This window comes from Curtobacterium sp. PhB136 (assembly GCF_004346855.1).
Classification (GTDB): Bacteria; Actinomycetota; Actinomycetes; order Actinomycetales; family Microbacteriaceae; genus Curtobacterium.
The window spans coordinates 235,736-250,609 of sequence record NZ_SMGH01000008.1 but is presented as its reverse complement, the minus strand read 5'-3'; the positions used below and the strand labels follow the sequence as shown (position 1 = coordinate 250,609).

General features: G+C 70.5%; 9 protein-coding genes. 3 read left to right on the top strand and 6 right to left on the bottom strand.

The window, feature by feature from the left end; genetic code table 11:
- Window positions 1–825: 825 nt before the first annotated feature.
- The gene (locus tag EDF27_RS15065) at window positions 826–1,683 is read left to right on the top strand and encodes a hypothetical protein (protein ID WP_132049681.1); all 858 of its coding nucleotides are present in this window, start codon (window positions 826–828) and stop codon (window positions 1,681–1,683) included.
- Between the two features lie 127 nt (window positions 1,684–1,810).
- Entirely contained in the window at window positions 1,811–3,478 is a 1,668-nt protein-coding gene (locus EDF27_RS15060) for an APC family permease (protein WP_207909643.1), read from the top strand.
- Between the two features lie 5 nt (window positions 3,479–3,483).
- Here the strand turns inward: EDF27_RS15060 and EDF27_RS15055 are convergent, their stop codons facing one another.
- From EDF27_RS15055 to EDF27_RS15030, 6 genes are all read right to left on the bottom strand, one after another.
- Window positions 3,484–4,791 (bottom strand): LLM class flavin-dependent oxidoreductase, encoded by a 1,308-nt coding sequence (locus EDF27_RS15055; protein ID WP_132049679.1) that lies wholly within the window; start codon window positions 4,789–4,791, stop codon window positions 3,484–3,486.
- A gap of 2 nt (window positions 4,792–4,793) precedes the next feature.
- Window positions 4,794–6,182 carry a PLP-dependent transferase gene (locus EDF27_RS15050; RefSeq protein WP_243698377.1) on the bottom strand — a complete coding sequence of 463 codons (1,389 nt, stop codon included), beginning with the start codon at window positions 6,180–6,182 and terminating at the stop codon, window positions 4,794–4,796.
- 315 nt (window positions 6,183–6,497) lie between these two features.
- Window positions 6,498–7,037 carry an NUDIX domain-containing protein gene (locus EDF27_RS15045; protein WP_132049677.1) on the bottom strand — a complete coding sequence of 180 codons (540 nt, stop codon included), beginning with the start codon at window positions 7,035–7,037 and terminating at the stop codon, window positions 6,498–6,500.
- Window positions 7,037–7,780 carry a M50 family metallopeptidase gene (locus tag EDF27_RS15040; RefSeq protein WP_132049675.1) on the bottom strand — a complete coding sequence of 248 codons (744 nt, stop codon included), beginning with the start codon at window positions 7,778–7,780 and terminating at the stop codon, window positions 7,037–7,039. The genes EDF27_RS15045 and EDF27_RS15040 overlap by 1 nt, the downstream gene beginning before the upstream one ends.
- 134 nt (window positions 7,781–7,914) lie before the next feature.
- Complete coding sequence (glmS, locus tag EDF27_RS15035) at window positions 7,915–9,696, bottom strand: glutamine--fructose-6-phosphate transaminase (isomerizing) (protein WP_132049673.1); 1,782 nt, start codon at window positions 9,694–9,696, stop codon at window positions 7,915–7,917.
- 406 nt (window positions 9,697–10,102) lie between these two features.
- The gene (locus EDF27_RS15030; RefSeq protein ID WP_132049671.1) at window positions 10,103–12,814 is read right to left on the bottom strand and encodes a LuxR family transcriptional regulator; all 2,712 of its coding nucleotides are present in this window, start codon (window positions 12,812–12,814) and stop codon (window positions 10,103–10,105) included.
- Between the two features lie 498 nt (window positions 12,815–13,312).
- Here EDF27_RS15030 and EDF27_RS15025 point away from each other — a divergent pair, with 498 nt between their 5' ends.
- Window positions 13,313–14,839, top strand: a complete 1,527-nt coding sequence (locus EDF27_RS15025) for an MFS transporter (RefSeq protein ID WP_207909642.1) — start codon at window positions 13,313–13,315, stop codon at window positions 14,837–14,839.
- The last annotated feature ends 35 nt before the right edge of the window (window positions 14,840–14,874 follow it).

The following is a 14,874-nucleotide window of genomic DNA, read 5'->3' as shown; positions in this document are numbered from 1 at the left end:
GTCGACTTCTTATACTCCGCGGCAAGCTTCGATTCGCATTCCAGCGCGTCAGATGAAACTGTGATGGTGAACGGACCGCTCGACTCTTTCGAGGGGTGGGCAAGTGACCCTAGCGCCCCCGTAGCTTGCGTCATAGGCTTGGGTTTCGAAAACGTGCTCGCTTTGGCTGCCCTTGAAACTCTCGAGCCGTCGAAGACTATTGCTTTTGTCGCTCGCAGCGATGATGAACGTTTCCAAGATCGCGTAGTGCACGATAATAATCAGCTTATGCGGTCTGGTGAGTTGGCCGTTGTCGATTACGACTTGATGCGGCCGTTCGATATCGTGCATAAGGTCGAGAGCGTCGTTCATTCACTCGTGTCGTCTTACCGCGTGGCCCTAGTGCCACTGGGTCCCAAACTCTTCGCTCTAGCCTGTCTCCTTACAGCCCAGGCTTATGGAGATCAGGTGACAATCTGGAGGGTGTCCGCCGACGAAGGGCGGGACCCCGTGGACCGCGAGCCTACCGGCCGAGTAGCCGTTTTATCGGTAGTCACGAGGCAACCGGGGTCAAAGTTTGAACGTGGCTGAGGCGCGGGCCCTTTCGACTTCGATGAGTCAATAATGCCGCACTGTTTTGAGTATCGCCAGTCTTAACCTCTCCTAAACTAGCTGGCTGGGCAGGTGTGGACAAGCTTTTCGGTGCGACGTCGGCGTGAAGAACTAAGTGCCGGGTGGTTGCTGAACCGAGTTTGGGGTGGTCCTTTTCACCTTGTAGACGCTCTAGGACTACGCTCCGCACCAGGCGCAGGAACACGCCGGCGCCCGTGAGTGGAAGGTCCCGTCGTGCAGGAGATCGCGATCCGTGTCCGGCTGCGAGAGCAGGAACGAGTCGGCCTGGCCGAGTACGAGCGCATCGTGGGGTCCGTCGCCACGGTCGCTGCGCTCACCGCCTGGCTGCCGACGCCCGATGCCCGCCTCGTGATCCGGGGGAGGGGCGCCGAACCGGTCCGGCTCGAGACCGTCTCGTACGGCTCGACCTTCGAGATGCTCGTCGTCCTCGACCAGCGGAGCGCCGCCGTCGAGCGCGCTGCCGCTGCCGTCGCCGCACTCATCGAGTCCGTCCGGCACGAGCACGTCGAGGACGACGTGTCCGGGGTCGCCGGCGAGCTCGACCGTCTCGACCGTTCCGCGCCCCGGGGCCGATCGGCCGTCGAGCGCTCGCTCCGGGCGTTCCTCGAAGGCGCTCGGGCCGATGTGCTCGCGCGGAAGAGCACGACCCGGCTCCGCGCCGCGTCCGCGCTCGTGCGCCTCGCCGAGGACGCCGCCGAGCTCACCGTCGAACGGGTGGAGGACGCGTTGGCGTCGGAGCTCACCGAGCAGCCGGTCGACGTCCTCGCGGACACCGGTGCGGCGATCGTCGTCGAGCCGGTGGACGGCGTGGATGCTCCGGACGAGCCAGAGGTCGAGCCTGTGCCAGAGCCTGCGCCTGCACCGAGCTCGAAGTCGAAGCAGCAGGACAGCGGCAAGAAGCAGGACAGCGGCAAGAAGAAGAAGGACGACGGCAAGAAGTCCGACAAGAAGAGCGACAAGAAGAGCGACAAGAAGGCCGACAAGAAGAAGGCCGACAAGAAGAGCGACAAGAAGGCCGACAAGAAGAAGGCCGACAAGAAGAGCGACAAGAAGAAGTCCAAGAAGTCCTAGCCTGAGTGCTTATACAGGGCATTTGTTTCCACCTCGTTAACAAATCGTCCGAGAACGCCGCACAGTGCCAGAGTCGATGACCACGACCCCTGCAAAGGGGCCGTGGTTCATCTCGACAGGAGCAACTGTGGCTACATCCACCTCGCAGGCGCTGCCCGATTCCGGGCTGAAGCGCAACGTCGGCTTCATCGGCCTCATCTGGGCCTCGACCGGATCCATCATCGGTTCCGGCTGGCTCTTCGGCTCGCAGGAAGCCCTCAAGACCGCCGGCCCCGCGGCGATCATCTCGTGGCTCATCGGCGGGGTCGCGATCCTCGTCCTCGCACTCGTGCACGCCGAACTCGGCGGCATGTTCCCGATCGCGGGTGGAACAGCGCGGTTCCCCCACATCGCCTTCGGCGGCGTCGCCGGAGCCTCGTTCGGCTGGTTCTCGTGGCTGCAGTCGGTCACGGTCGCCCCGATCGAGGTGGAGGCCATGATCAAGTACGCGCAGCACTGGCAGTTCGCGCACCCCTGGCTGCACACCACGACGGTGGACGGCGAGACGCAGCAGCTGCTGACGGGCGCGGGCATCGCGGTCGCAGTGTTGCTGATGGCGGTCGTCACCGTGATCAACCTGCTCAGCGTGAAGATCCTCGCGAACACGAACTCTGCCGCCACGTGGTGGAAGGTCGCGATCCCACTGCTCGTCATCATCGTCCTGGCGTTCAGCGGCTTCCACGGCTCGAACTTCACGGCGGCGGACGGCTTCATGCCCGAGGGCGCGAAGGGCATCCTCGCGGCGGTGTCGACGTCGGGCATCATCTTCGCGTTCCTCGGCTTCGAGCAGGCGGACCAGCTCGCCGGCGAGGCCAAGAACCCGAAGCGCGACATCCCGCGCGCGGTCATCGGGTCGGTGCTCATCGGCCTCGTGATCTACCTGCTGCTGCAGGTCGTGTTCCTCGGCGTGCTGCGACCCGAGGTGATCCAGGGCTCGTGGGCGACCGCGGACTTCACGAAGTACACGGGTCCCTTCGCGGACATCGCGATGGCGGCGGGCATCACCTGGCTGGCCGTGATCATCTTCATCGACGCGATCATCTCGCCGGCAGGCACCGGCCTGATCTACGTCACGGCGACGTCGCGCATCTCCTACGGCCTCAGCCGCAACGGCTACTTCCCGAAGGCGTTCGAGTGGACGACCAAGCAGGGCGTGCCGTGGGTCGGTCTCATCACGGCGTTCGTCGTCGGGTGCGCCTGCTTCGCGCCGTTCCCGTCGTGGCAGGGGCTCGTCAGCCTCATCACGAGCGCGTCGGTGCTCATGTACGCCGGGGCGCCGCTCGCACTCGGGGCGTTCCGGAAGCGGATCCCCGAGATCGAGCGTCCGTACCGGATGCCCGCGGCGACGGTGCTCTCACCGATCGCGTTCATCGTCGCGAACCTCATCATCCTCTGGACCGGGTGGGACACCGACTGGAAGCTCGGCGTCGCGATCCTGATCGGCGCCGCGGTGATCATCCTCAACAACGTGTTCCGCGGTGCTTCGAGCGTCCGGCCGCGGTGGGACTGGAAGGCGGCCCAGTGGCTGCTGCCCTACCTGGTCGGCATGGGGCTGATCGTGTTCCTCAGTGACTTCGGTCCGCTGACGAACCCGGTGTTCCCGCTCTGGATCGACATCGTCGTGGTCGCCGTCTTCTCGCTGATCATCTACTACTGGGCGATCAACTCGGCGTCCCCGCGCGAGGAGATCCTCCGCACGGCCGAGGACGTCCGCGACACCGAGGAGTCCTCGGTGGTGGACCCGATCCGCCACTGACGCCGTCAGAAGTCGAACAGGTTCGCGCGGATCCCTCCGGCGCCGTACTCGCGCCGGAGGAGTCCGCGCTGCCGCAGCACCGGGACCAGGTCGCCGAACATCCGGTAGACCTGGGCCGGGTGCAGGTCGCCGGAGAAGATGATCCCGTCGTTCTCCGCGTCCGCGCCGAGCTCCTCGATGAAGTCCGCGAACTCCCCGGCGGTCCCGACGAAGCCCGAGCGGGAGGACACCCGCCCCTTGCGGGCCTTCCGCGTCAGGAGCTCGCGGAGCGGTGCGTCCGGTGTGTCACCGACGAGGCCCCGGATCGTCCCCGCTGAGACGTGGTCGCCGAAGGTCCCTGCAGGGATCGGGGCGTCGAGGTCGAGTGCCAGCAGGTCGGTCTCGGAGTCGCTCGACCACGCGATGGCGGCGGTGCGGAGGTCGTCGTCGGACGGGTGCAGGGAGGCTTCCACGATGCGATCGGCCTCCTCCTGGGACACCGCGATCTCCGGCTTCAGGACGAACAGGATGCGGAGCTCGTCCGGGGAGCGCCCGGCGTCCGCAGCGGCCGACAGCACGCGCGCCCGGTAGTCCGACACCGCGGACGCCGACAGCGGCGCCAGCGCGAGCTGGACGTCCGAATGGGTCCCGGCGAACCCGAGTCCGCGGCCGGAGCCGCCGGGGGAGACGACGATCGGATCGGAGTCGAGCGGCAGCGCGTTGAGTGGCCCGTCGGCGGTGAAGTACGCGCCCTCGTGGTGGAACGCGTCGAGCTCGTGCCCGTCCGCGAAGTGCCAGTCGGGACGCGATCCGACGTACCCGTCGGACCCCCAGGAGTGCCAGAACCGGCGGAGCAGGGTGATCCACTCCTCGGCGCGGTCGTACGCCTGGTCGTGGGGGAGCGGCGGCAGGCCGGCGTGCCGGGCGCTGCCGACGTCGGTGACGACGTTGATGCCGAGGCGCTCCGACGACAGGTGCGCGAGCGTGGCGAACTGCCGTGCGGCGAGGTACGGCGGGGTGATCCCCGCGTTCACGGTCGGCGCGATCCCGATGTGCGAGGTCGCGGCGAACAGGTACGGGGCGAGCAGCAGCGGGTCGTGCTTCGGGCCGCCGTACGCCTGCCGGATGCGCAGGTCGAGCGTCGACGGGTTCCCGAGCGAGATCGCGTCCTCCGCGATGACCAGGTCCATCCCGGCCTGCTCCAGCGCCCGCACGGACTGCTGGTACAGGTCCGGCTTCGTCCAGTCGTGGCCCCAGTCCCAGTCGGACCGCCCCCACGCCTGCGGGCCGAACCCGCGCGAGAAGAAGTACCCGAAGTGCTGCAGGTCCGCCATCGTCAGATCTCCTCCGCGATCACGTGACGCTCCGGGACCGTGTGTCCCAGGGACTCGAGCTCCGTCCCGGAGCCGAGCCGAGCCTCCGGACCGGTTTCCCCACGCACCGCGGCGAACCCGCGTTCCAGGTCGCGGAGCAGGTCCGCGACGTCCTCGATGCCGACCGACAGACGGATCAGGCCGTCGTCGATGCCCTGCGCGGCCCGTTCCTCCGGCGTGCGGCCGGCGTGCGTCGTCGTCGCCGGGTGCAGGATGAGCGACCGGACGTCACCCAGGTGCGTCATCCGGCTGAACAGCTGCACCGCGTTGATGAAGTCGCGTGCGGCCGGCTCACCGCCGGCGAGCGTGAACGCGAACACGGACCCGGCTCCCCGGGGCAGGTACCGCTGCGCCAGGTCGTGGTACGGACTGGAGGCCAGACCCGCGTGGTCGACGCTCGTCACCTCCGGCTGCTGGTCCAGCCACTCGGCGATGGCCAGCGCGTTCGCGCTGTGCCGCTCCACCCGCAGGCTGAGGGTCTCGATGCCCTGGCGGAGCAGGAACGCGTTGAACGGGGACGGCGTCGGGCCGATGCGGGAGCTGATGACGTCACGCGCGAAGACGATGTACGCGCGGTTGCCGTACTTCTCCACGTAGCTCTGTCCGCCGAGGGACCGCTCGGGGTTCGTCAGGTGCGTCCAGCGCTCCGGCGAGGCGGACCAGTCGAAGGTGCCGCCGTCGACGACCACGCCGCCGAGGCCGGAGCCGTGGCCGCTGAGGAACTTCGAGGCGGAGTGCACGACGACGTCGGCGCCGTGCTCGATCGGGCGGACCAGGTACGGCGTCGCGAGGGTGTTGTCCACGATGAGCGGGACACCCGCCCGGTGCGCGGTGTCCGCGACGCCGGTGATGTCGAGCACGTCGTTCTTCGGGTTCGGGATCGTCTCCGCGAAGAAGGCCTTCGTGTTCGGACGGACGGCCGCCGCCCATGCGTCGAGGTCCCGCGCGTCGGCGACGAAGTCCACCTCGATGCCGAGCCGGCCGAGGTTCTGGAGGAGCAGCCCGCGGGTGCCCTCGTAGATGCTCTGGGCGCTGACGACGTGGTCGCCGGCCTGCAGCAGCCCGAGGAACGCCACCGTCGCCGCGGCCTGCCCGCTCGACACCAGGATCGACTCGGAGCCGCGTTCGAGCAGGGCGATGCGGCGTTCGACGTCACCGTTCGTGGGGTTCCCGAGACGGGTGTACGTGTAGCCGTCGTCGGTGCCGGCGAAGCGGTCGCGCGCCTGGTCGAAGTCGTCGAAGAGGAAGCCGGACGACATGTGGATCGCGGGCACCCTCGCACCGTGACCGGCGTCGGGAACGAACCCGCCGTGCACCTGCTCGGTCGCGAAACCGTGGTCGTCGTTCGACATGGCATTCCTCCGATGATCTGTTGTCCGTACTCTCGCAGGCCTCGCTCTGCGGATACTCCATTGCGGCCCCCGGTTACGACGGGATGGGGGCGGCCGTGGCATCCCGGTGGGACGGTGTTCGACGGCGCCGACCTGGCACGGCACAGCACGGCACGGCACGGCGCGGCACGGCACCCCAGGTTCCTTCTGCGCGGTGACCGATCCGGTTCACGATCCCCGGGGATCGTGAACCGGATCGGTCACGGCCAGGAACCGGAACGTGGACCGGCGGGCGGCGGTCGGCGGACGACCAGCGGCGTGCGGTGACCGTTCGGGTCAGTGCACCCCGTCCCGGACCGCCGACAGGACGCCCTCGAGCCGCCGAGCGAAGCCGTCGGGCAGCGCGTCGGGGAGGGCGTCGACGGGGAACCACCGGACGTCGTCGCTCTCGTCGCTGACCGTGGTCTCGGTGTCGCGTGGGACGACCGCGACGAAGCCGACGTCCCAGTGCGCAGCACAGGAGAACCCGCCGTGCAGGTCGTGGCGGTCGAGGTCGACGATGCGGGATGAGGAGAGTTCGAGGTCGGGGATGCCGGACTCCTCGCGTGCTTCGCGGCGTGCGCTGGCGGCGAGCGACGGGTCGTCCGGCTCGAGGTGTCCGCCGAACTGCACCCAGAACTCGCCCTTGCGGTGGTGGCAGAGCAGCACGTGCGCCAGGTCCGGCGAGAACACGAAGCACGACGCCGTGAGGTGCTCGGAGCCGCCAGCTCGCCACAGCGCGGCGTCCCCGTGCTCCCCGACGAACGCCAGGTACCGGTCTCGGAGCGTGCCGGCGGGTGCAGCCCGGAGCTCGGACGCGACGGAGTCGACGCGCATCAGACGAGCGCGCGGACGCCGGCGGCGATCGTGTCCCAGACCTCGAGCAGGGGACCCCGCGCGAGCCAGACAGCGACGCCGTTCACCAGGACGAACAGCACGAACCAGAGCCCGGCGGGCAGCCGCATCTCGGCGGCTGCGATGTGGAAGTCCGTCTGCACCCGTGCGCCGGTGAGGAGCCAGCGCGCGACCTGCACCACCGACCGCAGCCCGTCCACGACGAACAGCGCACCGACCGCGGCGACGACGAGCACCGTCGCCTCGGACGGCCGCAGCGCCACCCAGAGCGCCAGCGCGTCGAAGCCGACGACGACCAGCAGCCCGAACCAGTTCCGCACGAACACGAGCGCGACCAGCCCGATCACGCCGAGCACCACGACCGGGAGCCATCGCGACCCGTGCAGCACCCCGGTGAGCAGCAGCGCCCCGGCCCAGAGCGGCGCGCTGTACCCGGCGTAGAGGTTGAGCACCCGGACGAGCCACCGGATCGCGCCGGGGACACCGCCGAGCTGCACCCAGGCCTCACCGGAGCCGTCCGGGCGGAGGTCGATGCGGCGGATCCGCCCGCCGAAGGGCACGACGACGATGCAGTGCCCCACCTCGTGCGCGATCGTCGCGGCGATCCGGGCGACCCGTCCGACCACGGGGACGAACGGGAGCACGGCACCGACCAGGATCGCGACGAACACCAGCGAAGCAGACGACACCAGTGGGACCGACGAGATCAGCGGGACGGAGGACATCGTCCGCAACTGTGGCAGATGCGGCTAGGAGAGCACCGAGGGGAGCACCAGGATGACCACCAGCGTCACCAGGACGGCCACCACGGTGAGGACGGTGAGGAACACCGTCAGACGGTTCATGCGCGGCTGCCTCGCTATTCGACCGTCACCGACTTCGCGAGGTTCCTCGGCTTGTCGACGTCGCAGCCGAGCTGCAGCGCGAGTTCGCGGGCGAGCATCTGGAGCGGCACGACGGCCTCGAGCGGACCCCACGGTCCGGTCTCCCCGAGCGCGGGGATGTCCGAGCCGGGCCCACCGATCGTGATGACGAATCCGCCGCGGGCACGGACCTCGGCGATCGCGGCCTGCAGCCGGTGCTCGCCGTGGTCGATGACGACGACGGGGGTGCCCTCGTCGACGAGCGCCAGCGGGCCGTGCTTGAGCTCACCGGACGGGTAGGCCTCGGCCCACCGGTAGCTGAGCTCCTTGAGCTTGAGTGCCCCCTCGGCGGCGTACGGCAGCCCGACGCCCCGCCCGAGGAACAGGAACCCGGTCGCCTCGCGGACGCTCGACACCAGCAGCGGGATGCGGTCGGCGGCGACACGTCCGGCGTGCTCGATGCGCGCGGGCAGTTCGCGGAGCGCGGTGACGTGGACCGCGGCCTCGGCGGGGGAGATCCGCCCGGAGGCGACGAGCGCCGCGATCATCGCCGCGACGCCGACGACGACCTGCGCGGTGAAGGTCTTCGTCGCGGCGACGCCGATCTCGGGGCCGGCCTGGCAGTCGAGCACCGCATCGGCGCGGCGGGCGAGGGAGGAGTGCACGTTGTTCGTCAGCGCGAGGACGGGGTGCGCGTCCCCGAATCGGTCGAGGGCGCGGAGCACGTCGGCGGTCTCGCCGGACTGGCTGATCGCGATGACCAGGGTGCCTGGGCCGAGGACCGCCTGGTCCGCCTCGCTGGCGACGACGATGTCGGTGGGGACGCCGCCGATGCCCCGGAGCGCGGTCGCGATGACCTGCCCGGCGTTCAGCGAGGTGCCGCACGCCACGATCGCGAGCCGGTGGAACCCGGGGAGCCCGAGGCCGACCCACATGCTGCCGTCGGCGGTGCGGGCGGCGATGCGCTCGACGATCTCGGCGACGACCGCGGGCTGCTCCTCGATCTCCTTCGCCATGTGGTCCGGGTGGTCGCCGAGCTCGAGCGCCGCGGCCGCGAACGGCGAGGGCGTCGGGAACGGCACCGGGACGGACACCCCGGCGGAGGACCAGTTCCAGGACTCGCCGAGCTCGACGACGTCACCGTCGCGGAGCGCCACGAACGTCTCGCACCACTCGGCGATCGCGCCGATGTCGCTCGCCACGAAGTCCCCGCGGGGAGCCCGGGCGACGACCAGCGGCGAACGCTCGGCAGCGACGACCATCCGGCCACTGCGGGCGTCGAGGACGACGATCGCCCACGACCCCTCGAGCTGTGCCGCCGCGATCTGCACCGCGAGCATCAGGTCCTGGTCCACGGCGAGGGCGCGCTCGACGAGGTGCGTGATGACCTCGGAGTCGACGTCGGAGCGGAACACGTGTCCCTGCGCCTCGAGCATCGTGCGCAGTCGCTCGGCGTTCTCGATGATCCCGTTGTGCACGACGCTGATCCGGCCGGTGCAGTCCAGGTGCGGGTGGGCGTTCCGCTCCGAGACGCCACCGTGCGTGGCCCAGCGGGTGTGGCCGATGCCGGTGCCGGTGAGGGCGTCACCGGAACGCGCTGCGACGAGCGTCCGGAGGTCACCCACCCGTGACACGGACCGGATGGTCTCGAAGGAGCCGGAGGCCGTCCGCACGGCGATGCCCGCGGAGTCGTAGCCGCGGTACTCGAGCCGTTCGAGGCCGTCGAGCAGGTACGGGGTCGCGTCGTCGGAGACGCGGGCCGCGATGATGCCGCACATCGGGAGTCCCTTCGGGTGGGGAAGCAGGCGGTGGGGGAGCGGGGTCGGCACCGACCGCCGCTCGGGTCTGCCACGCGATCGGGGCCGTGGCCCGTACCGGCGCCCGTCCTCGGATCAGGCGAGGACGGACGTCGGCGTACGTGGGCCGACGGTTCGGGTACCGATCGGGGTACCGTGGGCTGGCCTCCGGGGAGACGCGGCGGTCGGTGCAAGAACGAGCATCACCGGCCGGGCCGCCCTCCGACAACGCTCCGCGACGCTTGTTGCGGTTCTTCGCGCGCACCGTGCGAGACCGCGCGGTGGCGTGCGGAGTCGCGCAACGGCCCGCACCGTGGGCAGACGACGAACGGGAGGCACGGTGCCAGCTGGCACCGTGCCTCCCGTCCGGGGTGACGCGTGTCCTCGATCAGGTGAGCAGCGCGACCAGGTGGGACCGCGAGCGCGCCCCGACCTTCCGGTAGATCTGCGTGAGCCGCAGCTCCACCGTCCGCTGGGACATGTAGAGCGACGAGGCGATCTCGCGGTTGCGGTACCCCTCGGTCACCTTCTGCACCACCGCGCGCTCCTCCGCCGTCAGCGAGGTGAGCACCGCCGCTGCGTCCGGAGCGCTCCGCGGGGTCCCCGGCGTCATCGGGGTCGTCGCGGACAGGAGCGCGCCGGAGCGCACACCGCCCGTGAACGGACCGGAACCGATGCCGGTGCCGCCGAACGACGGCATCGCGACGGTCGGGGCCGGCGTCGCGAGCGGACGTCGGAGACCGGCGGCCTCGTACGCCGCCGCGGCCGCGGCACCGAGCCGGGCACGGTCCGCCGGGACACCGATCGCGGCGAGTGCCGCGAAGGTGCGAGCACGCTCGAACTGCGAGTCCGCGGGCTGGAAGATCTCCAGTGCACGACGCCGCGAGGTGTCCCTCGTGGTGTCGTCCGCGATGAGCGCGAGGCTCCTCGCGAGGACCAGCGCACCCCAGCGGGACGGCCGGGCGTGGTGGTCGGCCGCGAGCCGCGCGGTGATGTTCCGCGCGTCGTCGGTCCGGCCGAGCCGGGAGTACGCCTCCACCAGGTCGCCGAGGTGCCGGAGCACCGCCGGGTTCCGGAGGCTGCGACCGATGGCGTCGGCGGCCTCGAGGGACGCAGCCGCCTCCTCGAGACGACCGTCGAGGAGCAGCACGCGACCACGGAGGGCGTACAGCTTCGCCGTCGCTCCCCACAGCCGGTTCGTGGAACGCTGCCGCAGGCAGTGGTCGACGACGTCGAGGGCGTCGGCGGACCGGCCCTCGGCGAAGTGCCGCCACGCGACGGCGATCGCCCGCGACGGTTCGCGGAGCCGTTCGACGACGGCCGAGCCGGCCTCCCACACGTCGATCGCGCGGAGCGCCTGCCGGAAGTTCCCGGAGCGCACCTCGTTCTCGGCGGACAGGTAGCGGGCGGCCTCGAGCCACACCGGCGCGGTGTCCGTGGCGCGGGCCAGGACGAGCGCGAAGACCCGGCGGGCGCTGCGGTAGCGCTCGGCGAGGCTCAGCGCGTGGGCGAGGAGCAGCAGTGCGGGGTCGGACATCGCGAGGAGCTTCTGCGCCGCGAGGCCGTCGTGCAGCTCCGCGTCCGGCGGCAGGGTGCCGTCGACCGCGGACACGAGGTCACGCGCCGTGCCGAGGATCTCCACGGTGTGTGCGGAACCACGGGCTTCGAAGAGCTCGGCCCGGTGCAGCAGGTCGCGGGCCTGGTCGAGCTCCCACGCCTCCGCCCGGAAGGACGCCACCATGGCCAGGAGCCCGGCGAGCGAGTCCGCCTCGCTGTCGTCGTCGGTGTCGATCGGCACCATCAGCTCGTCCGCGTGGACCGCGTCGCCGCTGAGGTACTGGACGGAGTACTGCAGCCGGAGCCGCCGTACCTCGTCCGCGAGCTCCTTGAACGGCTTGATCGCCGCCAGGTAGCGCGCCGCGAAGCCGAGGAGCCTGTGTCCGAGGAGGACCTCGGCGACACCCAGCAGGGCGACGTGCTCCGCTTCCGATCCCGTGCCGATGTGCAGGGCACGTTCGGTCAGGGCGACGGCGGCGTGCGAGTCGCCGTCGACGGCGTAGGAACGAGCGGCGCGGAGCAGCGCGGCGGCGTCGGGGACGTCGTCGACGAAGCTCGCGTGCCACGCGGCCGAACGGTCGTCGTGGGCAGCGGCGCTCGCAGCCAGCTCGGCGTGCGCCTCGCGGCGGTCCCGTGCGGGCATGCTCCAGTACAGCGCGGAGCGGACGAGCGGGTCACGGACGGAGATCGACTGCCCGCGGACCGTGGCGAGGCCGGCGCCCACGAGGTCGTCGATCGCGTCACGGTCCCAGCCGGCGACGCGCGCCGTCGGGACGAGGGCCAGCCGGGCGAGGACGTCCAGATCGCGTCCCGCAGCGGCTTCGAGGACGAGCTCCGCGGCTGCGGAGGTCGTCGGGGTCGGTCGCAGGGGCACGACGATCGGCTCGGTGCCGACGAGCTGTTCACGGCGGAGTGCGCCGATCTGCTCGCGGAGGGCACCGGGGTTGCCGCCGGTCTCCTCGGCGAGGACGGCGAGGACGCCGTCGTTCGCCTCTTCGGGTGCCATGTCCCGGGCGAGCACGAGTGCTTCGTCCGGCTGCAGCGGTTCGAGCCGCAGGATGGGCAGCGACGCCAGCGGACCGCCGGCGGGGACACGGCGGACCGTGGCCACGAGGCGGAGTGCCGTGCCGGCGAGCCGTCCCGCGAGGAACGCGATGAGCTCTTGGCTCTCGGCGTCCATGCGGTCCAGGTCGTCGATGAGCACGAGCGTCGGCGGGAGCGTCAGCGCGTGCACGGCGTCGAGGAAGTCGTGCGCTGCGGCGAGGCCCTCGTCGACGTTCCGGACCAGGCGCGCGATGTGCGCCGAGGCCCGGGGGTCGTCGAGGGCGGTGAACAGGGAGGTCACTCCCGACATCGGCCAACGGGCTTCGGAGCCGTTGACGCCGAGCCGGACGACGGGGATGGAGACGCGGTGCGAGACCGCGTCGAGGACGCTGGAGCGTCCGGAGCCAGGGTCGCCGACGACGACCATCGCGGACTCCCGAGGGAGCACTGCGAGGGTCGCGATCCGGTCGACCTCAGAACGTCGACCGGTGAGTTCCATGCGGACTCACCGGCCTCCGGGTCCTGAGACGGACTGGACGGCGGGGCGCACGGAGGCGGATCGGACGAGGGTGCGGGGGTTGGCCGCACGACTGATCGATCGTGAAGCGCTCATCAGGGGAGCGCCGGAGGATTCGTGGTTGGAATGCGGTCGAGTGAGGGTGCACTCGATCTCGCTCGGGAACGATGATGTCATCGTCTGTATCACCCCTCGGGTTAGGGTTTCGACGAACACGACCGGCCGGATCTGCATCGGGACTAGGGATCCCGAGACGCCACCTGACCTGCCGTCTGACAGCGACGATAACCCAGGCGCGGGTCGGATGAGCCAGTCCGCGCAATCGGATGTGACGCTTCATCACCCCAGTACGGGGGGTGTGACCCCCCGCGCGGGGGGTCACGATTGGTGTTGGCGAGTACTTCGTGGTACGGAAACGGGGTACACCCGTGTCCCCTGCTGCTCGGCCGCGCCCGGCGTGGTCCGGGTAGAACCGGTGGGGTGACCGACGACCTCCCCGACGACCGGACGCGCTGGCGGGCCTTCGGGGTCTGCGTGGCGGTCGCCGCCCTGACGATCCTCGACCTCTCGAAGGTCAACGTCGGCCTGCCGTCGATCGAACGCTCCCTCGACGCGACGAGCTCGTCCCTGCAGCTCATCGTCGCGGGGTACGCCCTGGCGTTCGGGCTCGCACTCGTGCCCGCCGGGCGGCTGGGGGACCTGAAGAGCCGGCGTGCCCTGTTCATCACCGGGCTCGTCGCCTTCACCACTGCGAGCCTGCTCTGTGCGATCGCCCCGACCATCGAGGTGCTCATGGTCACGCGGATCCTGCAGGGGTTCGCCGCCGGCACCCAGATGCCGCAGGTGATCGGGCTCGTCCAGCAGCTGTTCCGCGGTGCCGAGCGCGGTCGTGCCTTCGGGCTGTTCGGCGCGATGATCGGCATCTCCACCGCGCTGGGTCCGACGATCGGCGGCGGGCTCATCGCGATCGGCGGCGAGCAGGACGGGTGGCGGCTGCTGTTCTGGATGAACGTGCCCCTCGGCATCGCGGCGCTGCTGTTCGCGCTGAAACTCCTGCCGAAGGGATCGCAGCGCCGCGCGGCCGACCGCGAGCTCGACATCGTCGGCATCCTGCTGCTCGGCGCCGCGATCGTCACCCTGATGCTGCCGTTCGTGCTCACCACCGGTGCGGGGGACTCCGGCGCCCGGTGGCTGTGGCTCGTCGCCTTCGCGGTGTTCCTGGTGCTCTTCGTGCTGTGGGAGATGCGGTACAAGCGGCACGGGAAGTCGCCGGTGGTGCACTTCGAGCTGTTCCGGCTGTCGTCCTACCGGAACGGGCTCGCGATCGTCGCGGTCTACTTCGCGGCGCTGCCGGCCTCGTTCCTCATGGTCACCCTGTACCTGCAGGAGGGCCTCGGGCTCGCGCCGCTCTTCGCCGGCATGGTGAGCATCCCGTTCGCGGCGACGAGTGCCGTCGGGGCCTACGTCGGCGGGCGGATCGTGAACCGCGTCGGGCGGGCCCTCGTCGTGTTCGGGCTGTTCATGGTGGTCGTCGGCTTCGTGCTGCTCATGCTCGCCGCGACCCTGACCACGCCGGACGTCACCCCGTGGGCGATGGCGGGCGCGTTCCTGGTCGGCGGGCTCGGCGGCGGGTTCGTGGTGTCGCCGAACCAGACGCTGACGCTCGCGGAGATCCCGGTGGAGCAGTCCGGCGTCGCCGGGTCGATGCAGCAGCTCGGGCAGCGGGTCGGCACCGCGATCGGGACGGCGGTGGCGACGAGCATCTTCTACGGGATCGTGCGCGGGTCGACGGCGGCGTCCGGGTCGGGGTCCGGTTCCGTGGGGTCCGTCGGGTCTGCTGCGCGGTTGGACGCGTACCACGAGGCGTTCCGGAGCGGCACGACGTTCACGGTGTCGTTGATCGCGCTCGCGCTGGTGCTCGCGGTGGGGGACCTGGTGGTGCGGGTGCGCGCATCACGGCGCGAGGCCGTGGACGCGGGGTCCGCCGGAGGCGAGGCGCGCGCCTGACGCGGGCCGGGCCTCCCGTCGGGTCGAGGGCGGGG